This is a genomic window from Rubellimicrobium rubrum (assembly GCF_006152115.1).
Taxonomy (GTDB): Bacteria; Pseudomonadota; Alphaproteobacteria; order Rhodobacterales; family Rhodobacteraceae; genus Rubellimicrobium; species Rubellimicrobium rubrum.
Window position 1 is genome coordinate 112,838 of sequence record NZ_VDFU01000008.1, and the last position, 21,791, is coordinate 134,628.

Below are 21,791 nucleotides of genomic sequence, written 5' to 3' on the forward strand. Positions count from 1 at the left end.
ACGCTGGACAGCTAACCAGCCGCCCATGCTCATCCTTCGCGACCGTCATGCCATCCCGCCCGGGGCCCGGGGCACCTCGGCGGCCATCGGGAACTTCGACGGCGTGCACCTGGGGCATCAGGCCGTGCTGGATGCCGCACGCCGGACCGGCGCGGCGCTGGGCGTCGTCACCTTCGAGCCCCATCCGCGCGAATGGTTCGCGCCCGACGCCCCGCCCTTCCGTCTCATGAACGCCCAAGCCAAGGCGCACCGGCTGGAGCGGCTGGGCGTGGACACCCTGTTCGAAGTGACCTTCGATGCCGCGCTGGCGTCGCTGACCCCGGAGGACTTCGTGTGCGACGTCCTCGTCCGCGACCTGGGCCTGTCGCACGCGGTGGTGGGCGCGGATTTCCGCTTCGGCAAGGGCCGCACCGGGACGGCCGAGGTCCTGCGCGCCCTGGGGCACGAGGCCGGGCTCGACGTCACCATCGCCCCGATGGTCGAGGTCGGCGACGGCGAGGTGTCATCGACCGCCATCCGCCAAGCCCTGACGGACGGGCGGCCCCGCGATGCGGCGCGGATGCTCGGGCACTGGCACAGGATCGAGGGCCCGGTGATTCAGGGCGACCAGCGCGGGCGGACCTTGGGCTATCCTACCGCGAACATGAGCATCGCGGGCCTGCATCCTCCCCGGTTCGGCGTCTATGCCGTCAAGGTCGATATCCTCGACGGCCCCCATGCGGGCAGCTACGGCGGCGCGGCCTCGATCGGGGTGCGGCCGATGTTCGGGGTCAATCAGGCGAATTGCGAAACCTTCCTGTTCGACTTCGCGGGCGACATCTACGGAGCGACGCTGTCGGTCGCCCTGCTCGACTATCTACGGCCCGAGATGACCTTTGACGGCCTTCCGGCGTTGATCCGGCAGATGGACGCCGATTGCGCCCAGGCCCGCGAGATCCTGGCCCATGCCTGACGACCTGCGCCCCCGCTTCTGGGAGCTTCCCCTGCGGTCGCTGACGCGCCCCGAATGGGAGGCGCTCTGCGACGGCTGCGGGAAATGCTGCCTCAACAAGCTCGAGGACGAGGACACGGGCGAGGTCGCGCTGACCAACGTGGCTTGCCGGCTGCTCGACGGATCGACCTGCCGGTGCAGCAAGTATCCGACGCGGCACGACTATGTGCCGGAATGCATCGTGCTGACGCCCAAGACCCTTCGCAAGAACATGTACTGGCTGCCCCAGACCTGCGCCTACCGCCTGCGCTACGAGGGGCGGCCCCTGCTCGACTGGCACCCCCTTCTCAGCGGCGACCCGGACAGCGTCCACCGCGCGGGCATGTCGGTCGCGGACATGACCGTCTCGGAGGCCGAGATCACCGACGACGAATGGGAAGACCACATCATCGAGGAGCCCGGCACGTGAACTTTGCCAGCGACAACGCAGGCCCGGTCCATCCGCGCGTGATCAGCGCCATCATCGACGCCAACGAGGGCCATGTCCCGGCCTATGGCACCGACCGCTGGACCGAGGAGGCCGTCGCCCGCATCCGCGAGATCTTTGAGGCGCCGGATGCTGCCGTGCACCTGGTCGCCACCGGGACCGCGGCCAACTCACTTGCCTTGGCTGCGCTGGCTCGGCCATGGGATGCGGTCTTCTGCACCGAGATGGCGCATATCCACGAGGACGAGTGCAACGCGCCCGAGGCCTTTACGGGCGGCGCGAAACTGCTGGGGCTGCCCGCCCCACAGGCCAAGCTGACGCCCGAGGTTCTGCGCCCCGCCATGGCCCGGCTGGGTAGCGTCCATGGCCCGCAGGTCGGTCCGGTGTCGATCACCCAGGCCACCGAAAAGGGCACCGTCCATTCGCTCGACGAGATCCGCGCCCTGACGGCGGTCGCCCGTGAGTTCGGCGCCCGCGTCCACATGGACGGGGCCCGCTTCGCCAACGCGCTGGTCGCCCTGGACTGCACGCCGGCCGAGATGACCTGGAAGGCGGGCGTGGATGCGCTGAGCTTCGGCGGCACCAAGAACGGGTTGATGGGCGTCGAAGCGGTGATCCTCTTTGACCCCGCGCAGTCATGGGAGATGGAGCTGCGACGCAAGCGCGCCGCCCATCTGTTCAGCAAGGGCCGCTACCTGGGCGCTCAGATGGCGGCCTACCTGACCGATGGTCTGTGGCTCGAGATGGCACGCTCGGCCAATTCGGCGCTGGCCCTGCTGGTCGAAGGGCTGCGAAGCCTCGGCGTGACGCCGGAATGGGAGCCGGACGCCAACCTCGTCTTCGTGCGCCTGCCACGCGCCATGCACCAGCGCCTGCGGGATGCGGGCGCGACCTACCACCTTTGGGACGGTCCGCTGGAGGAGGGTGACCCCGACGAGCCCCTCCTCTGCCGCCTTGTCTGCGATTGGTCGCTGGGCACCGGGGCCGTGGACCGCTTCCTTGCCGTTGCGGCTGGGCAGCCCGTTCCGGCTGCCGTGCCTCCGTGCTAGGCCCCGGCCAGCGTAGAAGGAATCACCCATGCCCGTCATGACCGAGCCCAAGCTCATCTCCGGCAACGCCAACGTCTCTCTGGCCAAGTCGGTCGCGCGGCGCATGTCGCTGCACCGCGGCGTCGCAGTGGAACTCGTCAGCGCGCGGGTCGAGCGGTTCAACGACCAGGAAATCTTTGTCGAGGTCTTCGAGAACGTCCGCGGCGAGGACATGTTCGTCATCCAGAGCACGTCGAACCCTGCGAACGACACGCTCATGGAATTGCTAATCATGACCGATGCGCTGCGCCGGTCCTCGGCCCATCGGATCACGGCGGTGATCCCCTATTTCGGCTATGCCCGGCAGGACCGCCGCGCCAAGGCCCGCACGCCGATCAGCGCCAAGCTGGTCGCGAACCTGCTGACGACCGCCGGGATCGACCGGGTGCTGACGCTGGACCTCCATGCCGCGCAGATCCAGGGGTTCTTCGACGTCCCGGTGGACAACCTTTATGCCGCGCCGATCTTTGCGTTGGACATCGAGCATCATTTCAACGGGCGCTCGGCCGAGATGACGGTTGTGTCGCCCGACGTGGGCGGCGTGGCCCGCGCGCGGGAGTTGGCGCAGCGGATCGGGGCGAACCTCGCCATCGTGGACAAGCGCCGCGCCCGTCCGGGCGAGATCGCCGAGATGACGGTGATCGGGGACGTCAAGGACCAGATCTGCGTCATCGTGGACGACATCTGCGACACCGCCGGCACGCTGGTGAAGGCGGCCGAGCTGCTCTGCATGCAGGGGGCCAAGGAGGTCCACGCCTACATCACCCACGGCGTCCTGTCGGGTCCTGCTGTCGAACGGGTATCGAATTCCATGCTCAAGAGCCTGGTCATCACCGACTCCATCGAGCCGACCGAACATGTCAGGGCCGCCCACAACATCCGCATCGTCCCGACCGCGCCGATGTTCGCGCAGGCAATCCTGAACATCTGGAACGGCACGTCGGTGTCGTCCCTGTTCGAGGCCGACAGCCTCGCCCCGATCTACGAGGGGATGTACTCGCGCGGGTGACCCCCGGAACGACAGGGGTCAGCCGGGGCCGATCGTGCTAACCTCCCGAGAGGAGGTGACCCGCATGACCACTGCATCGGCTGGCAACGCCGCACAGGCGGAGTACTGGAGTTCCCCCTCGGGACGGCTCTGGATCGATCACGAGGCGGCGCTCGACGCTACGCTCGAACCCGCGCTTGCCGTCCTCATGGAAGCTGCCGCGCCCCACCGGGGCGAGGAGGTGCTCGATGTCGGTTGCGGCACCGGGGCCAGCACGCTGCGTCTGGCAGAACTGGTCGGAGCCGGGCATGTGACGGCCCTGGACATCGCAGAGCCGTTGCTGGCGCGGGCGCGTGAACGGGCCGAGCGGGCCGGGCATGGCTCCATCCGGTTCCTGCGGGCCGACGCGCAGACCCACGACCTCGGCCCGGGCCGTTTCGACCTCATCCTGTCGCGGTTCGGAGTCATGTTCTTCGAGGACACGGTGGCAGCCTTCAGGAACCTTGGCCGCGTGCTGAGGCCCGGAGGGAGGATCGCCGTCGTGGCCTGGGCCGGAGTGGAGCAGAACCCCTGGTTCCTGATCCCGCAGGCCGCCGCCGTCGAAAGGCTCGGGAGTCCCCCGGCAATTGAACCGGGGGCCCCGGGACCCCTCGCCTTCGCCGACCGGGATCACGTCGTCGCGCTCCTGCGCGCGGCCGGGCTCACGGATGTCCGGAGCCAGGAGCGCCACGTCATGCTGACCCCGCCCGGCGATGTTCAGAGCGTGGCCCGCCTCACCAGTCGAGTGGGCCCGGCCGCGCGGATCCTGAGACTCCGGGAAGGCAGCGGGGATGATGTAGCGGCCATCGAGAGCGCGGTGGCCGAGCGCCTAGGCGGTTTCGAGAGCGGTGGAACAGTGCGCGTTCCGGCCACGCTCAACCTGTTTCTTGCTTCGGCGTGATGCCTGACCATCGCCAAATGGAAAAGGCCCGGCATCGCTGCCGGGCCCCATAGGATTGGGATGCAACCGAGGTCAGCGGGTGCCGATCGCCTCGACATCGGCCAGCGCCTTGGCGGCTTCGTCCACGCGGCTCGAGTCGCCGGCACCCTGTGCAGTCACGACCGCCTCGCGGGCTTCGGCGACCATGCGAGCGTGCACGTCGGCCGTCACTTCGGCGCGTGGCAGGGCCTGCTCGGCCAGGACCGACACGTTCGTCGCCGTGATCTCGGCGAAGCCGCCAGAGACCACGAACTCCTCGGTGCCGCCGGTGTGGAGCACCCGCAGGATGCCGGGCCGCAGCGTGGTGATGGTGGGGACATGCCCCGCCATCGCCGTAAGATCCCCGTCCGTTCCGGGGATCTGCACCTCGCGGGCCGTGACGGAGGATAGCCTCCGCTCCGGGCTCACGAGGTCGAACTGGAGCGTGTCCGCCATCTGATCAGGCCGCCGCCGCTGCCATGCGCTCGGCCTTGGCGATCACGTCCTTGATGCCGCCGACCATGTAGAACGCACCCTCGGGCAGGTGGTCGTACTCGCCGTTCACCACCGCCTTGAAGGAGGCGATGGTTTCCTCGATCGGCACCTGCACGCCGGGCGAGCCGGTGAAGACCTGCGCCACGTCGAAGGGCTGCGACAGGAAGCGCTGGATCTTGCGGGCGCGCGACACGGTCAGCTTGTCGTCCTCGGACAGCTCGTCCATCCCGAGGATGGCGATGATGTCCTGGAGCGACTTGTACCGCTGCAGGATCCCCTGCACGGCGCGGGCGGTGTCGTAATGCTCCTGCCCCACGACCTGCGGGTCGAGGATCCGCGAGGTGGAGTCGAGCGGGTCCACGGCCGGGTAGATCCCGAGCTCGGAGATGGCGCGCGACAGCACGGTCGTGGCGTCGAGGTGGGCGAAGGACGCGGCCGGCGCGGGGTCGGTCAGGTCGTCGGCTGGAACGTAGATCGCCTGCACCGAGGTGATCGAGCCGTTCTTGGTCGAGGTGATCCGCTCCTGCAGAACGCCCATGTCGGTGGCGAGCGTCGGCTGGTAGCCCACGGCCGAAGGAATACGGCCAAGAAGGGCCGACACTTCGGACCCGGCCTGGGTGAAGCGGAAGATGTTGTCCACGAAGAACAGCACGTCCGTACCCGAAGCGTCGCGGAACTGCTCGGCGATGGTCAGTCCGGTCAGGGCCACGCGGGCGCGCGCTCCCGGCGGCTCGTTCATCTGGCCGTAGACGAGGGCCACCTTGGACTTCTCGAGGTCGTCCATGTTGATGACGCCGGACTCGATGAACTCGTGGTAAAGGTCGTTCCCTTCGCGGGTCCGCTCACCCACCCCGGCGAACACGGAGAAGCCCGAGTGCACCTTGGCGATGTTGTTGATGAGTTCCTGGATGAGCACGGTCTTGCCCACGCCGGCGCCGCCGAAGAGGCCGATCTTGCCGCCCTTGGCATAGGGGGCGAGGAGGTCGATCACCTTGATGCCGGTCACGAGGATCGTCGACTCGGTGGACTGGTCGGCGAAGAGGGGCGCGTCGGCGTGGATCGGGCGCGTCTCGGTCGCATGGACCGGGCCACGCTCGTCCACGGGCTCGCCCACGACGTTGAGAATGCGTCCGAGGGTGCCCGGTCCTACGGGCACCGAGATCGGCGAGCCGGTGTCGGACACGGCGGCGCCACGGACGAGGCCGTCGGTCGCATCCATGGCGATGGCGCGCACGGTGCTCTCACCGAGGTGCTGCGCCACCTCGAGGATGAGGCGCCTGCCGTTGTTGGTGGTTTCCAGGGCGTTCAGGATCGCGGGCAGGTGCCCGTCGAAGTGCACGTCCACGACGGCGCCGATCACCTGGGTGATCTTGCCGCTGGGGGTGGCGTCCAGTGCCATTGCGTCTCTCCTCGTGTGTCGGTGCGGGGGCGGTCCCCCGTGGTCTGGTCGTCCGGCCGCCCGAGGGGGCCAGGGGGCGCGGGCTTAGACCGCCTCCGCCCCCGAGATGATCTCGATGAGCTCCTTGGTGATCGCGGCCTGCCGGCTCCGGTTGTACTGGATCGTCAGCCTATCGATCATGTCGCCCGCATTGCGGGTGGCGTTGTCCATGGCCGACATCCGCGCGCCCTGTTCCGAGGCCGCGTTCTCGAGGAGGGCCGCGAAGATCTGCGTGGCCACGCCGCGAGGCAGCAGGTCGGCCAGGATGGCCTCCTCGCCGGGCTCGTAGTCGTAGTTCGCGGACGCGCCCGTGTCCTCGAAGGTCGCGGGGATCACCTGCCGCGCCGTCGGGATCTGGGAGATCACCGACTGGAAGCGGTTGTAGAAGATCGTCGCGACGTCGAACTCACCGGCTTCGAAGCGGGCGATGATGTCGCGGGCGATGCGCTGACCGATGGCGTAGCCCAGCCGACGCTCGGCCGAGAGGTCCACATGGGCGATGAAGTACTGGCCCAGGTCGCGCCGCAGCGCGTCCCGGCCCTTCTTGCCGACGGTGACGATCTTGATCGTCTTGCCGGCCGCCAGGAGCCGCTGGGCTTCCAGGCGCGCCATCCGCGAGATGGACGAGTTGAACGCGCCGCAAAGCCCCCGCTCCGAGGTCATGACGACCAGCAGGTGCACCTGGTCGCGCCCCGTCCCGGCCAGAAGCGCCGGTGCGGCGGGCGATCCCGCCGTGCCGCCCGCGAGTCCCGCCATCACGGCGTTGAACCGTTCGGTGTAGGGACGCGCCGCTTCCGCCGCGTCCTGGGCACGGCGGAGCTTGGCCGCCGCGACCATCTGCATGGCCTTGGTGATCTTCCGTGTGGATTTCACCGAGGCGATGCGGTTCTTCAGGTCCTTTAGGCTGGGCATCCCCTATCCCACCCTTATGCGAAGTCGCGGGCGTATTCGTCGAGGGCCCCACGGATGGCCTTCTCGGCGTCGCCGGCGATCTTCGGATCCTGCGTCGTGAGCATGTCGAGCACGTCACGGCGACGGTTCCGCAGGTGGCTGAGCAGCCCCGCTTCCCAACGGCCGACCTGGTTCACTGGAACCTTGTCCAGATAGCCCTTAGTGCCCGCATAGATGACGCAGACGATCTCGGCGTTGGTCAACGGCGAGTACTGCGGCTGCTTCATCAGCTCGGTCAGGCGCGCACCACGGTTCAGCAGCTGCTGGGTGGACGCGTCGAGGTCCGAGCCGAACTGCGCGAAGGCGGCCATCTCGCGGTACTGCGCGAGTTCCAGCTTCACGGGACCGGCCACGGACTTCATCGCCTTGGTCTGGGCCGAGGAGCCCACACGCGACACCGACAGGCCCGTGTTCACGGCCGGACGGATGCCCTGGTAGAACAGCTCGGATTCAAGGAAGATCTGGCCGTCGGTGATCGAGATCACGTTGGTCGGGATGTAGGCCGAGATGTCGCCGGCCTGCGTTTCCACGATGGGAAGCGCGGTCAGCGAACCCGAGCCGTTGTCCTCGTTCAGCTTGGCCGAACGCTCCAGCAGGCGGGAGTGGAGGTAGAACACGTCGCCCGGGTAGGCTTCGCGTCCCGGCGGACGGCGCAGCAGCAGCGACATCTGGCGGTAGGCCACGGCCTGCTTCGAGAGGTCGTCATAGATGATGAGCGCGTGGCGGCCGTTGTCGCGGAAGTACTCCGCCATGGCAGTCGCGGCGTAGGGCGCCAGGAACTGCATGGGCGCGGGGTCGGAGGCGGTCGCGGCGACCACGACGGTGTAGGCGAAGGCACCCGACTCCTCGAGGCGGCGGACAAGCTGCGCCACGGTCGAGCGCTTCTGGCCCACGGCGACGTAGACGCAGTAGAGCTTCTTGCTCTCGTCGGCGCCGGCGGCCTCGTTGTAGACCTTCTGGTTGATGATCGCGTCGAGCGCGATGGCCGACTTACCGGTCTGGCGGTCGCCGATGATGAGCTCGCGCTGGCCGCGGCCGATCGGGATCATCGCGTCCACGGACTTGAGGCCCGTGGCCATCGGCTCGTGCACCGACTTGCGCGGAATGATGCCAGGGGCCTTGACGTCAGCCACGCGGCGCTCGGCGAAGGCGATCGGACCCTTGCCGTCGATGGGGTTGCCCAGCGCGTCCACGACGCGGCCCAGGAGGGCGTCGCCGGCGGGCACGTCCACGATGGACTGGGTGCGCTTGACGGTGTCGCCTTCCTTGATGTCCCGGTCCGAGCCGAAGATCACGCAACCGACGTTGTCGGTCTCAAGGTTGAGTGCCATCCCCATGATGCCGCCGGGGAATTCGACCATCTCGCCGGCCTGGATGTTGTCCAGGCCGTAGATGCGGGCGATGCCGTCGCCGACGGAGAGCACGGTGCCCACCTCGGCCACCTCGGCTTCACGGCCGAAGTTTCTGATCTGGTCCCGAAGGATCGCCGAAATCTCGGCCGCTTGGATCGCCATCATCCCACCTCTTTCATCATGTTCTGCAACCGGCCGAGCTTTGCGCGGATCGATGTATCGATCATGCGCGAGCCCACCCGAACGACGAGGCCGCCGATCAGCGACTCGTCGACTTGTGTCCGTAGTCTGATGCGCTTGCCTTCGCGGGCCGCGAGCATCTCTCCCAGGTTCCGCTCCTGCTCGGGCGTGAGAGGCTGGGCCGAGATGACTTCGGCCGTGACCTCGCCCCGGGCCTGGCTCAGCCGCTCCCGAAGGACGGCGACCAGTTGGGGCAGCACGAACAGGCGGCGTTTTTGGGCCATGAGGCCAAGCACGTTGCGCATCACCGGCGTCAGGGCCATGCGCCCCGCGACCGCGTCCATCGCCGCGCCCTGCTCCTCTCGGGAATAGATGGGCGACGAGATCAGCGACCGCAAGTCGGCGCTGTCCGAAAGCGCCGCCTCGAGCGCATTGATGTCGGCTTCCACGCCGTCCAGCATCCCCTCCTCGCGCGCGAGGTCGAAGACGGCCTGGGCATAGCGGCTGGCGATGCCGGTCGAGATCGAAGCTGGTTCGGACACGTCCACCCTTCCGTTTGTCGATGGCCCCCGTCCGCCCTGTCGCAGAGATCCTGCGCCAAGCGTCCGCCCGGAGCCCGGCTCCGGCGGAGGCGTTCATTCGTGGGCGCGTCTAGCAGACCGATCCTGCGCTCGCAACGGCTTGGAAAGGGTTTTCGCTGACCACCCGGCCCCCTGCGACCTTGGTCGCGGGGCGTGCCGGACCTCAAGATGAGGGGAGGCGGCCGACCGGCGCCGGCATGCCTTGAGGGATCGCGATGGGGCGCCGCACCGCTTCGGTCAGGCCGGGCCGGGTGGGGTTCGCGACCTGCTTGGACGCTTCGACCATCAGCACGCCCCCGGCGGCGAGGGCCGGCATGCGGCGGCCCGCCTGCTCCATGACGCCGCCGACGCGCCGCCAGATCCGCTTGGTCGAAGGCGGCTGGTACAGGGTCGAGTGCCCCCGCTCGATGGTGAAGCGGTGACGGCGCAGCACCACCTCGAGCTGGCCCATGGTATAGGGGCGGCCGTAGCCGAACGGCGTGGCATCCGTCCGGGACCAGAGCCCCGCCCGGTTCGGCACCACGAAGACCGCCCTCCCCCCTGGTCCCAGAACGCGCCAGCATTCCTCGAGAAGGGCGGCGGGATGCTCGCTCACCTCCAGGCCGTGCATGACCACGAGCTTGTCCACAAAGCCCGTTGAGATGGGCCACAGGGTTTCCTCGCACAGGAGCGAGATGTTGGGCTGCCCGGCGGGCCAGGGCATGACGCCCTGTGGTCCCGGCATGAGGCCGATGACGCGCCGCGCCTGCGGGAGATAAGGCCGCAGCAAAGGAACCGCGAAACCGTAGCCCGCGACCGCCTGCCCCTTGGCCTCGGGCCAGAGCCCTATCAGCTCGTCGCGAATGACCCGCTGGGCCGCACGCCCCAGGGCGCTGCGGTAATAGAAGTCGCGAAGCTCGGTAACGTCTAGATGCATGCGACGGGTTGCATTGCGGGTAGGCCTTTGCCCGGGCAGGATGCCCCGACCATATCAAGAGAAGGCAGCCCCGCCATGCCCGACAACGACGCCCCCCTGACGCTCGTCACCGTGCCGTGCCTCCAGGACAACTATGCCTTCCTGCTGCACGACGAGGCCACGGGCGAGACCGCGCTCGTGGATGCGCCCGAGGCCGCGCCGATCAGGGCCGAGCTCGACAGGCGCGGCTGGACCCTGAGCGACATTCTGATCACTCATCACCACGACGACCACATTCAGGCGGTGGATGCGCTGCGCGGGGGTGCTCGCGTGATCGGAGCCCGCGCGGATGCGCACCGGCTGCCAAGGCTGGATCTCGAGGTCTCGCCCGGCGACAGCGTCACGGCCTGCGGCGAGGCCGCTCAGGTCATCGACGTGTCCGGCCATACGGTGGGGCATGTGGCCTTCCATTTCCCCCGTTCGAAGATGGTCTTCACCGCCGATAGCCTGATGGCGCTGGGCTGCGGGCGGCTCTTCGAGGGAACGGCGCCCATGATGTGGGACTCGCTCCTGCGGCTTCGTGCGCTGCCGCCCGACACCACGGTCTGCTCCGGCCATGAGTACACGACGGGCAACGCGCGCTTCGCCCTGTCGATCGACGGAGAGAACGCGGCGCTCCAGGCCCGGGCCGAGGCGATCCGCCAGGCGCGCGAGCGGGGCGAACCCACCGTGCCGTCTCTGCTTTCGGAGGAGATCGCCACCAACCTCTTCTTGCGCGCGGACGACCCCGTTCTTAAGTCCGCGATGGGAATGCGGGACCGCTCCGACGCCGAGGTGTTCGGCGCGATCCGCTCCGCGAAGGACAGGTTCTGAGTGCGCCTAACGAACAGGCGCTTTCCGTGTCGCCTGTCCCTCTCCGGACCGCTTCGGCGTCGCTGACGCGGCGTCGGACCCTTACCCATGGGATCGTGATCGGCCTGCATAAAAAAACCGCTTGAAGCGCGGGCGCAAACACCGATCTTTAAACCCAAGAGGCCCAAGGTCGCGTGGGGCAAGTCCCCTAACGGCCCCCGACAGAGGAGCACGCAAGTGCCGTCTTTCTCGACCACTCTCGAGCAGTCCATCCATGCCGCGCTTGCCATCGCGAACAGCAAGCGTCATGAACTCGCCACCCTCGAACACCTGCTCCTCGCCCTCATCGACGAGCCCGACGCGGCACGCGTCATGCGCGCTTGCTCGGTCGATCTGAAAGAGTTGCGGAAGAACCTCGAGGATTTCATCGACGACGACCTGTCCACTTTGGTCACCGACGTCGAGGGGTCCGAGGCCGTGCCCACCGCGGCGTTCCAGCGCGTCATCCAGCGGGCGGCCATCCACGTCCAGTCCTCGGGCCGCACCGAGGTCACGGGCGCGAACGTGCTGGTCGCGATCTTCGCGGAGCGTGAATCCAACGCCGCCTACTTCCTGCAAGAGCAGGACATGACCCGCTATGACGCCGTGAACTTCATCGCGCATGGCGTGGCCAAGGATCCCGCCTTTGGCGAGTCCCGTCCCGTCACGGGCGCCAGCTCCTCCTCGTCCAAGAACGAGGAGCACGACAAGTCCGAGTCCGCCGACGACAAGGAGAGCGCCCTGGCCAAGTATTGCGTCGATCTGAACACCAAGTCCCGCAAGGGCGACGTGGACCCGCTCATCGGCCGCGAGCTGGAGGTGGAGCGCTGCATCCAAGTCCTCTGCCGCCGCCGCAAGAACAACCCGCTCCTGGTCGGTGATCCCGGCGTGGGCAAGACCGCCATCGCCGAGGGCCTCGCCTGGAAGATCGTCAATGGCGAGGTTCCGGACGTGCTCGCGGGCGCGACCATCTTCTCGCTCGACATGGGCGCGCTGCTGGCCGGGACGCGCTATCGCGGCGACTTCGAGGAGCGGCTCAAGGCCGTCGTCAGCGAGCTGGAGCAGCATCCCGACGCGGTTCTGTTCATCGACGAGATCCACACCGTGATCGGCGCGGGGGCAACCTCCGGCGGCGCGATGGATGCCTCCAACCTGCTCAAGCCCGCGCTCCAGGGCGGCAAGCTGCGCTGCATGGGCTCGACCACCTACAAGGAGTTCCGCCAGCACTTCGAGAAAGACCGCGCCCTGTCGCGGCGCTTCCAGAAGATCGACGTGAACGAGCCTTCGGTGGAAGATACCGTGAAAATCCTCACGGGCCTCAAGCCCTACTTCGAGGAACATCACCACATCAAGTACACCTCCGACGCGATCCGGATCGCGGTGGAGCTGTCGGCCCGCTACATCAATGACCGCAAGCTGCCCGACAAGGCGATCGACGTGATCGACGAAGCCGGGGCCGCCCAGCACCTGATGCCGTCCAGCAAGCGCCGCAAGACCATCGGCGCCAAGGAGATCGAGGCCGTCGTGGCCAAGATCGCCCGCATCCCGCCCAAGAACGTCTCCAAGGACGATGCAGAGGTTCTCAAGGACCTCGAAGGCGCCCTGAAGCGGGTGGTGTTCGGGCAGGACGATGCCATCGTGGCGCTGTCCTCGGCCATCAAGCTGGCCCGCGCCGGCCTGCGCGAGCCCGAGAAGCCCATCGGCAACTACCTGTTCGCCGGCCCCACCGGCGTCGGCAAGACCGAGGTGGCCAAGCAGCTCGCCGACACGCTCGGCGTGGAACTCCTGCGCTTCGACATGTCCGAGTACATGGAGAAGCACGCGGTGTCGCGGCTGATCGGGGCGCCTCCGGGCTATGTCGGCTTCGACCAGGGCGGGATGCTCACGGACGGGGTGGACCAGCACCCGCACTGCGTGCTCCTCCTCGACGAAATGGAGAAGGCGCACCCGGACGTCTACAACATCCTGTTGCAGGTCATGGACCACGGGAAGCTCACCGACCATAACGGCCGGTCTGTGGACTTCCGCAACGTGATCCTGATCATGACGTCGAACGCGGGTGCGGCGGACATGGCCAAGGCGGCCATCGGCTTCGGCCGCGACCGTCGCGAGGGCGAGGACACCGCCGCCATCGAGCGGACCTTCACGCCCGAGTTCCGGAACCGTCTCGACGCCGTGATTTCCTTCGCGCCCCTGTCGAAGGAGGTCATCCATCAGGTGGTCGAGAAGTTCGTCCTCCAGCTGGAAGCGCAGCTGATGGACCGTCATGTCCATATCGAGCTGTCGCGTGAGGCGGCGGCGTGGCTTGGCGAGAAAGGCTACGACGACAAGATGGGCGCGCGTCCCCTGGGCCGCGTGATCCAGGAGCACATCAAGAAGCCGCTGGCCGAAGAACTGCTGTTCGGCAAGCTGACGAAGGGCGGCGTGGTCCGCGTGGGCGTCAAGGACGACAAGCTGGACTTGAAGTACGAGTCCGCTTCGGTCCCGCGCCTGACGGACAATAAGCCGCCGCTTCTCACGGCGGAATGATCAAGGAAGCGCCGCCCTCCGGGGCGGCGTTTTCATTAGTGGGTTCTGGACAGCAGGCAGGGCTGCTGAAAGCCCTGCCCAAGCTTGGCCACTTGCCCTGAAACGGAGGGGCAGGCCGTGCCGCCGGGTGTAAGTCGCGCGGCCATCTGGACGGCGAAGTCTTGCCCGGCGGGATGCAGCGCGGTCGGGTCATAGACACGGTTCTTGAACCGAAAGCTTTGGCTATAAGGGTCTCGCACGGCCCTCACCCTGTCGAACAAGCTTCTCCATGGTTTCTACAGCTTCGACCCGATGTCGATGCGGGCGTGGAAAACGGTGCTACCGCAATACGGCAAGTCCTGGCCAGTCTGCGCGCGATTCCCTGCGGATCTGACAAAGGTTGTCCTGATCCCCAGCCGCCCTCAGGATGCTCCACACGACATTCGAGGCGCTCCGAGGCAGGATTGGTCCTGCCAAAGGCGCGAAGCGACGGAGGGGTGCCCATGACGAGGATGCAGGAGTCGACACAGGCAACAGGCCGGGCACGGTCCTGGACAGCGCTGGGTCTGGTGCTGGGTTTGACGCTGACAGTGTGCCCCAAGGGCGCCGGTGCGTTCGAACTTGCCTTTCCGGTCGCCTGCACGCCGGGCGACGATTGCTATCTCCAGAACCTGTTCGACCACGATCCGGGTCCTGGCGCGCAGGATGCCGCCTGCGGCCCGCTGGCCTATGATGGACACGACGGGACCGATATCGCCCTGCCGACGCTGGCTGCCCAGCAGGCTGGGGTCGAGGTCAGGGCTGCTGCGGCCGGAATCGTCCAAGGTGCGCGGGACGGCATGGAGGACATCCCGCAGGGCACGGACGGCGCGCCGGACGTCGCCGACCGGGAATGCGGCAATGGCGTCCTGATCACCCATGAGGACGGCTGGGAGACCCAGTACTGCCACATGGCCCGGGGTTCGATCGCGGTGGCCCAAGGGGATCAGGTGAAGGTTGGGGACGTGCTTGGGCGTGTCGGCCTTTCCGGCCAGACCGAGTTCCCGCATCTTCACCTCACCGTTCGGACGGACGGGCAGGAGGTGGACCCCTTTGCGCCGGATGCCCCATCGACCTGCGGCGCCCTGCCTGCAACGGATCTTTGGGCCGTCCCGTTGCCGCTACCCCAAGGTGGCGTCACCAATGCAGGCTTCGCGACCGCCGTGCCGGAGTACGATGCCGTTCGTGCCGGCACAGCGGCCGTTGCGCCGGTTCCCGACCAGCCGCTGGTTCTGTTCGGCCTGTTCTTCGGTGGGCGCGAGGGGGACGAGGTGCAAATCTCCATCCTCGGTCCCAGCGGCGAAGAGGTGCTGGACCACTCCGAACCGCTGGACCGCACTCAGGCCCTCCTGTTCCGCGCCGCCGGGCTGCGTGCGCCCCAGGGTGGCTGGCCCGCAGGAAACTACCGTGGAACGGTGACCCTCGTCCGCAACGGCGCCGAGATCGGCCGGCAAGAGATCACGACCGACATGCCCTGACATCCGGGCAGGGGCGGTTACCAGAAGGACGTCCGCTCTCGGCGGGCCGGGCCCCGGCAGGACGCGACAGACTGGTGGTGCCATGCAGTGGGCGGTCGATGCCCTGCCCGCGATAGGCAGACGGCGAGCCTGTGCCGACCTACTGGGCAAGCGGCAGAGCGGGCTTTCGATCATCGCTCGCTGCCCGGAGGAGCCGCGTTACCGTTCCGTCAGCTTTATCTCGATCCGGCGATTGCGCGCACGGGCCTCCGGCGTGTCGCGCGGATCGACGGGCTGGTACTCTCCATAACCATTGGCGGACAGGCGCTCGGCGGGGATGCCCTCGACCTCGCTCATCTGACGGACCACGGACAGGGCGCGTGCCTGACTGAGTTCCCAGTTGTCGCGGATCGTACCCGTGCCGGACAGGGGAAGGTCGTCGGTGTGGCCGTCCACCTGGATCACCCAGTCGATCTGGGGCGGAATATCGGAGGCGATCTCGGTCAGGAGGCTGGCCACGCGCGCGATCTGGGCCTGCCCTTCGGGCGATAGCTGGGCACTGGCTGGCTCGAACAGCACCTCGGAGGAGAAGACGAAACGGTCACCCACGACCTGGATGCCTTCGCGGCCCTCCAGCAGCCGCCGCATGTTGCCGAAGAACTCGGACTTGTAGGTCTCCAGGTCCTCGGCCTCAGCGGCCAAGCGTGCGGCTTCCTCGCTCAACCTCTGTCGTTCGGCCTCCTCCAACTCGGCACGGCGGCGCTGCTCGGCGGCGACCCGGGCCAATGCGGTGTTGAGCTCGGCCCCTAGGGACTCGATCTGCACCTGGGCGTCTTCGTCGGCGTCCTGCGCCACCTCCAGCAAAGCCTGGAGCGTGCCGACCTGGGCCCGCAACTCGGCCACCTGCTGGTTGAGCGCGGCGACCTGACGCTGCGCTTCGGTGGAAAGCTCCTCCTGATCCGCAAGTTCGGCCTGGGCGATGGCGAGAAGCGCCGCCTGACGCTCGGCTTCGGTCAGCGCCTGATCGGACGATGCCTCGGCTTCGGCAAGGCGTTCCAGCGCCGCCGTGAGGCGGGCTCGCAGATCGTCGTCGCGAGTCGGACCGGCTTCGGGCTCCTGCCGTGCCAAGGCTTCGGCCAGTTGCGCGGACAGGTCCCGCCGCTCGGTCGTAAGGCGCTCCAGTTCTGCCTCCGCCGCCTCGCGAGCAGAGATTTCCCGGGCGAGACGTTGGCTCATCGCATCCTGACCCTCGGTGGCGCTGGCCAGCGCCGCTGCCCGCTCTCGTCCCTCGACTTCCAGGGCGGCAAGGCGGGCCTCGGTCTCCTCGCGCTGCGCCTGGGCGGCGTCGCGGGCCAGGATCGCCTGGGCCAGACGCTCCTCCACCTCCTGCCGGCTGGCCTGGGCCTCGTTGAGGGCCGCTTCCAGGGCTTTCTGCGCCTCCGCCATATTGCCTTCGGTCAGGTCCTGGGCGGACAGCGCGGCGGCGAGGCGGGTGGAGAGCGACGCCCCTTCCGCCTGGGCGGCCTCCAAGGCTTCGCGGGCGGTATCGAGTTCGGCCTGGGTGCTCTCCTGAAGGTTGAGCGCCGCAAGCAGCCGAGCGTCGAGATCGTCGCCTTGCGTCCGAGCCTCCTGGGCCTGCCGGTCGGCCTCCTGCCGCGCCAGGATCGCGGCGGCAAGCTGGATGTCGAGGTCGTCGCGCGCGGCCTCGGCAGCGGCCAGGAGGGTCAGGGTTTCCTCGGCCTTTCTGCGCTCGTCCTCGAGGGTGAGGGTCATGGCTGTCAGTTCGGCCTCGGAGTCCTCCAGCCGCTGCCGCAGGGCTTCGGCCGCCGCGGCGTCGACAAGACGTTGCTGCTCGGCTTCGGACAATCGCTCGTTCACCTCGGCCAGCGCCTCCCCGCCCTGGGCGGTCTGGTTCTGGAGCGAGCGAACCAGTTGTTCCAGCGCCTCGCGGCGGGCAGCAGCAAGGCGGGCCTGTTCGGTCTGCGTGTCGATCTCGTCCCGGGCGGAGGCGAGCGCCTGGCTGAGGGTCGCCGCTTCCTCCGCCTGCTGCGCAGCCTGGGTCTCGAGGGCCGCCACCTGACCCCGAGCCTCGTCACGTTGAAGAAGAAGGGTGGCAACCTGCGCTTCGATGTCGGTGATGCGGATCCGCGCTTCGGTCAGGGCAGCGTCCTGCGCCTGCCGTTCCTGTGTCAGGCTGTCGATCAGGGTTGCCTGCTCGTCGCCGCGCCGGGTGGCTTCCGCCAGAGCGTCCGACAGGTCGGCCTCGCGCCCCTGCGACAGGCCCAACGCTTCGGTGAGCGAGGCCACCTGCCCGGTCAGGTCGTCCAGCCGGGTCTGCTGGCCGCTGATCTGGTCGCGCAGGGTGAACTGCACCACCGTGAAGATCGTGAGGACGAACATGAGGACAAGCAGCAGGCCCGTCATCGCATCCACGAAGCCGGGCCAGGTCGCCGCATGGACCCCGCGTCGGCGGGCGCGCAGCATCGCCCTACCTCGTTTCGTCGCGAACCCGCGCCGGGCCGCGCAGGGTCCGGGTCAGGCTGGCAAGATCGGCGCGCAACTCGGCCATGCTTTCCTGCCGGCCCGCCGAGATTTCCTCGAGGATGCGGAGCAGCTGCACGTCGATGGAGCGAAGGCGCATCCGGCTTTCCGCGTCCGCGCCACCCTCGGCCATCTGCTGGCCCAGCCGGTCCAGGGCGGCCGCCATGCGATCCTGCCCCTCCACGAGGCGCTGCAGAGCGGGGCCGGTGTCGCGCTCGTCGATCTTCTGGACAAGCTGGCCGATCGCGATGGCAAGATCCCCCAGCCGCCGGTCCGTCTGCGCCCGCGCGCTATCGGACTGCGCGAACATCCGGTTCAGCCCCTCCATCTGCTCGGCCATCGTGTCGACGACCTGCCCCAGCATGGACGCCTCGGCCGAGCCGCCCTCCTCGCCCGACAGGCCCACGCGAGTGATGGAGGACAGCCATTCCTCGAGTTCGCGGTAGAAGCGGCCCTGCCCGTGGCCGGCGAACAGTTCCAAGAGCCCCACGATCAGCGATCCCGCCAAGCCCAGGAGCGAGGAGGAAAAGGCGGTGCCCATGCCGCCGAGCTGGCTTTCCAATCCCGCCTGGAGCCGGCCAAAGATGTCGGCCCCCGTCTCTCCCTCCGCTGGTGTCAGGGAGCGGATAGTCTCCACGAGCGACGGAACGGTGGTGGCGAGGCCGTAAAAGGTGCCCAGGAGCCCTAGGAAGATCAGCGTGTTCGACAGGTAGCGCGTGATCTCCTGATCCTCGTCCACGCGCGTGGCAACCGAGTCGAGGATCGAGCGGGTCGAGGTCGAGGTGAGCTGCATCCGTGCGCCCCGCGTCCGCATCAGCGCCGCCAGGGGCGCGAGGAGCGAAGGCGGCGCGGGCAGGCCCTCGGCTCCGCGGGATCGGGAGAAGGCTTCGATCCATGACACCGAACGCATCAGGAGGAACACCTGCCGGAAGCAGCTGAACACCCCGAGCGCGAAGACGACGGCGATGGTAGTGTTAAGATAAACGTTGGTGAAGAAGATTGCCTGAAGCGTGCGGAAGCCGAAATACGCCCCGGTCAGCACGAGCCCAAGGGCGACCAGCATCAGGGTGATCTGGCGCACCGGCTGCGAGAAGTGCGGCGCCGCTTCGGAATCCTGCCTGTCCATGCCCCGGCTGTTACCCCTGCCCGTCAACACCATCGTATCACGCTAAAGGACCGCATGGCGAAACCCAAGCCCCGCCACACCCGCACAGGCGGAGTCCCCCTGCCCTGACGCAAGGGTATGACCGATCCAACACGGCGGAACTTGGGCGGGGGCGCGGCGACCTCAGGAGGCGAGGCTTCGGGTCCGCTCGATCAGCGCTTCGATCTGCGCGTCCTGGATGCCCAACCGCAGGAGTTGTGCGGCTGTGTTGGACAGGTACTCCATGTTCCGCCCGCGCAGTCCCCTGGCCTCGACGATGGTGCGGGCCTGGGTGTCCAGGTCCACGCTGGCGTATTGCCGATGATCGCGCCGGACGACATAGGTGACCGCCGTCACGGCCTGCCCGTCAGTCAGCGTCACCGACAGCCAGCGCTCCTCATAGGCATCCGACACCAACTCGCGCGAGCGGACCTTGTCCAACACCTCATCCCGGCGCTCGGGCTCGACCTTGAGGGCCACCCCCTCGCAGAAGGCGCCCGCGTCCTCGTCCAGCGCGAGCACGAGGCCCGGGCGTTCCTCGGTGCCCCGGTAGTGGAACGACCACATGCAGAAGCTTCGCCGCCAGCCGTCGAGACGGGCGCGCACCGAGCGGGCGGGTTCGAAGCCTGGATCCCACAAGAGCGAGCCGTAGGCGAATAGCCATAGATCCGTTCTGTCCGTCACGTCTCTGGTCCCTCCCGGCCCGACATCTATAGATGAGCGTGGAAAGGAACACCCCGATGCGCGCTCTCTTCTTCGTGGTCGCACTGCTGGCGGCGCTTTACGCCGGCTACTGGTTCATAGGCTCCTCCCAGGTCGAAACCCGGGCCGAAGCCGCCCTGGCCCAGTTGGAATCACGAGGCTGGGAGGTGGACTACACGGACCTGTCCACGCAAGGCTTCCCGTCCCGCTTCGACACGACCGTGACCGATGTCCATCTCGGCTCCCCCGACGGGCAGGTCCGTTGGGACGCACCCTTCGTGCAGGTCTTCGCGCTCAGCTATCGGCCCAACCAGGTCATCGCCGTCTGGCCCCCGGAGCAGCGCCTTTTGGTGGCCGGACAGCCGCTGACCGTGATCTCGGAAGGGCTGCGCGCCAGCGGCACCGCGCAGTTGTCGCCGGACCTGCCGCTGGATCATGCGGCGGTGGAGAGCGGCCCGTTGAGCGTGACCTCGGAGCAGGGCTGGAGCGCTTCGCTCAGCCGCCTGCTGGGCGCAATCCGTGAGGCGGGCGCTGCGCCCGCCACCTATGACGTGTTCGTCGAGACCGAGAACCTCGTCTCGCCCGCCGTGCCTGTCGGCTTGGACCTCCTACGGCTCGATGCCCAGGTCACGCTGGACCAGCCGCTCAACCGTCATGTGACGGGGACGCCCCACCCCCGAAGCATCGCGCTTCGCGAGGCGAGGCTCACACGGGGCGACGTGGCCATCTCCGCTCGGGGCGATCTGGCCCCCGACGCCCAGGGAGTCCTTGCCGGCGAAGTGACGGTCACAGTCAATAACTGGCCGGGGCTGCTGGATCTGCTCCAGGAGTTGGAGTTCCTGCCTTTCGACCGTCGCGCGCTGTTCGAGGGCGCCTTCAGGAGCCTCGCGCAAGGCGAGGACAGGATCGAGGTGCCCGTGACCTTTACCAATGGCAAGGTCGAGGCGCTGGGGCTCGTTCTCCTCGACGCGCCGCGCCTTTAGCGGCACAAGGCTCCGCGGCCGCGCGCGGTATCGAGATGCAGGTGGTCGTCGTGGAAGGCGTCCGAGCCCGGCCCCAGCACCGTCGAGAAGTTCTGGCAGGCGGCCTCGCGCATGGCGCGCAGGGCCGGGTCGGGCCAGTCCCGCAGCACCTCGATTCTGGATCCGTCGGCAAGGATGGCCGCGCCGATGTCCACCGCGCGGCCCCGGCCATGTTCGGACAAGCGCGCGCCGGCCTGATTGTTGCGAGGGCGGCAGGAGTAGCTGCCCATCACCTGCAGCCCCACGAGCCCGCCACCACGGCTGCCCACGGCGGGCCGCGCCCCGTCGCGCGTCCATTCGAGCAGCGCCTCGGCGGTGACGCAGTCCATGGTGGCGGGCTCGGACAGCGCGATGCCATCGACCGAGCGGATCTCGACGGGCTCCTCGATGCCGCAGCCATTCCCTGACCGGATGGCGGCGGTGACCTCGCCCTGGAGGCCCGGGTTCCCGCAAACCTGCCCCTGGATCAGCGCGGCCTGCCTCCGGGCAGCCTGTTCGACGATGTCCGGGGGACGCACGGTCGGCAGGCGGACTCGCGCGACCGCCAGACGCGAATACTCCGGCCCGATGGGAAGGATGTCCGGCTGCGTCTCGGGCGCATAGGCCGGAGGGGCATCGGGTTCGGGGGGGAGAAGCGGGCGCGGATCCTGCGGAGGCAGCGGCCGGAGACGGGGACGACCCGGCTTGGGGGGCTCGGCCCGACGGGGCTCGGCGTCCGGACGGGTGGGCGGCGTGCTGCCGTCCCAGCCGTCCAGCATCACCGGCACGGGTGGCGGCTCGGTCATCAGCTCCTCGGCCCGGACGATCCCCATGGAGCCCTCGAGTTTCGGCTCCGGCGGCTCGGTCTCGATCAGGGGCGGCTGGCGTGGGACCGGAGGAAGGACATCGCGCTGGAGGTCCGGGATGGACCCCCCACCGATGGCAGGGCGGCCCAGGCTTGGGGCGGCGTCCTGGGCCGCGGGTTCGTCGCCGGGGCGAACCAGGTCCACCGGCGGGCTGCCCCGGTCGGTACGGGGTCCGGGGCGAACAGGAGCATTGGACAGGGGGCGCGGTTCGGGCCGGAGCGATCCTTCGGGGGCCTGCTGCGCCACCACTGCCTCGGCCAAGGCGATGAGCCCCAGCGCCAGGAGCGGCGGCACGAGC

19 protein-coding genes are annotated in these 21,791 nt (G+C 68.3%); 9 read left to right on the forward strand and 10 right to left on the reverse strand.

The window, feature by feature from the left end; all coding sequences use genetic code 11:
• Positions 1-25 precede the first annotated feature (25 nt).
• From FHG66_RS09260 to FHG66_RS09280, 5 genes are all read left to right on the forward strand, one after another.
• Positions 26-952, forward strand: a complete 927-nt coding sequence (locus FHG66_RS09260) for a bifunctional riboflavin kinase/FAD synthetase (protein ID WP_139076462.1) — start codon at positions 26-28, stop codon at positions 950-952.
• Positions 945-1,400, forward strand: coding sequence for a YcgN family cysteine cluster protein (locus FHG66_RS09265; protein ID WP_139076463.1), 456 nt, complete (start codon positions 945-947; stop codon positions 1,398-1,400). Before FHG66_RS09260 ends, FHG66_RS09265 begins: the two co-directional genes overlap by 8 nt.
• Positions 1,397-2,467 carry a threonine aldolase family protein gene (locus FHG66_RS09270; protein ID WP_139076464.1) on the forward strand — a complete coding sequence of 357 codons (1,071 nt, stop codon included), beginning with the start codon at positions 1,397-1,399 and terminating at the stop codon, positions 2,465-2,467. The genes FHG66_RS09265 and FHG66_RS09270 overlap by 4 nt, the downstream gene beginning before the upstream one ends.
• 28 nt (positions 2,468-2,495) lie before the next feature.
• Entirely contained in the window at positions 2,496-3,515 is a 1,020-nt protein-coding gene (locus tag FHG66_RS09275) for a ribose-phosphate pyrophosphokinase (RefSeq protein ID WP_139076465.1), read from the forward strand.
• A gap of 64 nt (positions 3,516-3,579) precedes the next feature.
• Positions 3,580-4,434 (forward strand): class I SAM-dependent methyltransferase, encoded by an 855-nt coding sequence (locus FHG66_RS09280; protein WP_139076466.1) that lies wholly within the window; start codon positions 3,580-3,582, stop codon positions 4,432-4,434.
• Between the two features lie 72 nt (positions 4,435-4,506).
• On the opposite strand, the gene FHG66_RS09285 is transcribed toward FHG66_RS09280, so the two are convergent.
• From FHG66_RS09285 to FHG66_RS09310, 6 genes are all read right to left on the reverse strand, one after another.
• A complete protein-coding gene (locus FHG66_RS09285) occupies positions 4,507-4,908 on the reverse strand; it encodes a F0F1 ATP synthase subunit epsilon (RefSeq protein ID WP_139076467.1) in 402 nt (133 codons plus the stop codon).
• 4 nt (positions 4,909-4,912) lie between these two features.
• Complete coding sequence (gene atpD, locus FHG66_RS09290) at positions 4,913-6,346, reverse strand: F0F1 ATP synthase subunit beta (RefSeq protein WP_139076468.1); 1,434 nt, start codon at positions 6,344-6,346, stop codon at positions 4,913-4,915.
• Positions 6,347-6,430: 84 nt separating this feature from the next.
• Entirely contained in the window at positions 6,431-7,297 is an 867-nt protein-coding gene (locus tag FHG66_RS09295; protein WP_139076469.1) for a F0F1 ATP synthase subunit gamma, read from the reverse strand.
• 14 nt (positions 7,298-7,311) lie between these two features.
• On the reverse strand, positions 7,312-8,850 hold the full coding sequence (atpA, locus tag FHG66_RS09300) for a F0F1 ATP synthase subunit alpha (RefSeq protein ID WP_139076540.1): 1,539 nt from the start codon (positions 8,848-8,850) through the stop codon (positions 7,312-7,314).
• Positions 8,850-9,410, reverse strand: a complete 561-nt coding sequence (locus FHG66_RS09305; protein WP_139076470.1) for a F0F1 ATP synthase subunit delta — start codon at positions 9,408-9,410, stop codon at positions 8,850-8,852. The genes atpA and FHG66_RS09305 overlap by 1 nt, the downstream gene beginning before the upstream one ends.
• A 202-nt stretch (positions 9,411-9,612) precedes the next feature.
• Positions 9,613-10,365 (reverse strand): class I SAM-dependent methyltransferase, encoded by a 753-nt coding sequence (locus FHG66_RS09310; RefSeq protein ID WP_139076471.1) that lies wholly within the window; start codon positions 10,363-10,365, stop codon positions 9,613-9,615.
• Positions 10,366-10,440: 75 nt separating this feature from the next.
• Between FHG66_RS09310 and gloB the strand changes: the two genes are divergently transcribed.
• From gloB to FHG66_RS09325, 3 genes are all read left to right on the forward strand, one after another.
• Positions 10,441-11,217: a hydroxyacylglutathione hydrolase gene (gene gloB / locus FHG66_RS09315; RefSeq protein ID WP_139076472.1), complete on the forward strand. Its 777-nt coding sequence runs from the start codon at positions 10,441-10,443 to the stop codon at positions 11,215-11,217.
• Between the two features lie 216 nt (positions 11,218-11,433).
• Positions 11,434-13,764 carry an ATP-dependent Clp protease ATP-binding subunit ClpA gene (clpA, locus tag FHG66_RS09320; protein WP_139076473.1) on the forward strand — a complete coding sequence of 777 codons (2,331 nt, stop codon included), beginning with the start codon at positions 11,434-11,436 and terminating at the stop codon, positions 13,762-13,764.
• Positions 13,765-14,246: 482 nt separating this feature from the next.
• Complete coding sequence (locus tag FHG66_RS09325) at positions 14,247-15,260, forward strand: M23 family metallopeptidase (RefSeq protein WP_246082531.1); 1,014 nt, start codon at positions 14,247-14,249, stop codon at positions 15,258-15,260.
• Between the two features lie 198 nt (positions 15,261-15,458).
• Here the strand turns inward: FHG66_RS09325 and FHG66_RS09330 are convergent, their stop codons facing one another.
• The 3 genes from FHG66_RS09330 to FHG66_RS09340 all read right to left on the reverse strand — a co-directional run bounded on the left by FHG66_RS09330 (position 15,459) and on the right by FHG66_RS09340 (position 19,608).
• Entirely contained in the window at positions 15,459-17,723 is a 2,265-nt protein-coding gene (locus FHG66_RS09330; protein WP_139076474.1) for a peptidoglycan -binding protein, read from the reverse strand.
• Positions 17,724-17,727: 4 nt separating this feature from the next.
• Entirely contained in the window at positions 17,728-18,906 is a 1,179-nt protein-coding gene (locus FHG66_RS09335) for a biopolymer transporter ExbB (protein WP_176556177.1), read from the reverse strand.
• 162 nt (positions 18,907-19,068) lie between these two features.
• A complete protein-coding gene (locus tag FHG66_RS09340; protein WP_139076475.1) occupies positions 19,069-19,608 on the reverse strand; it encodes a gamma-glutamylcyclotransferase in 540 nt (179 codons plus the stop codon).
• A 56-nt stretch (positions 19,609-19,664) separates the two neighbouring features.
• Between FHG66_RS09340 and FHG66_RS09345 the strand changes: the two genes are divergently transcribed.
• The gene (locus FHG66_RS09345; protein ID WP_176556178.1) at positions 19,665-20,609 is read left to right on the forward strand and encodes a DUF2125 domain-containing protein; all 945 of its coding nucleotides are present in this window, start codon (positions 19,665-19,667) and stop codon (positions 20,607-20,609) included.
• On the opposite strand, the gene FHG66_RS09350 is transcribed toward FHG66_RS09345, so the two are convergent.
• The gene (locus FHG66_RS09350; protein WP_176556179.1) at positions 20,606-21,787 is read right to left on the reverse strand and encodes an extensin family protein; all 1,182 of its coding nucleotides are present in this window, start codon (positions 21,785-21,787) and stop codon (positions 20,606-20,608) included. The two genes, FHG66_RS09345 and FHG66_RS09350, sit on opposite strands and share 4 nt — an antisense overlap.
• Positions 21,788-21,791: the final 4 nt, after the last annotated feature.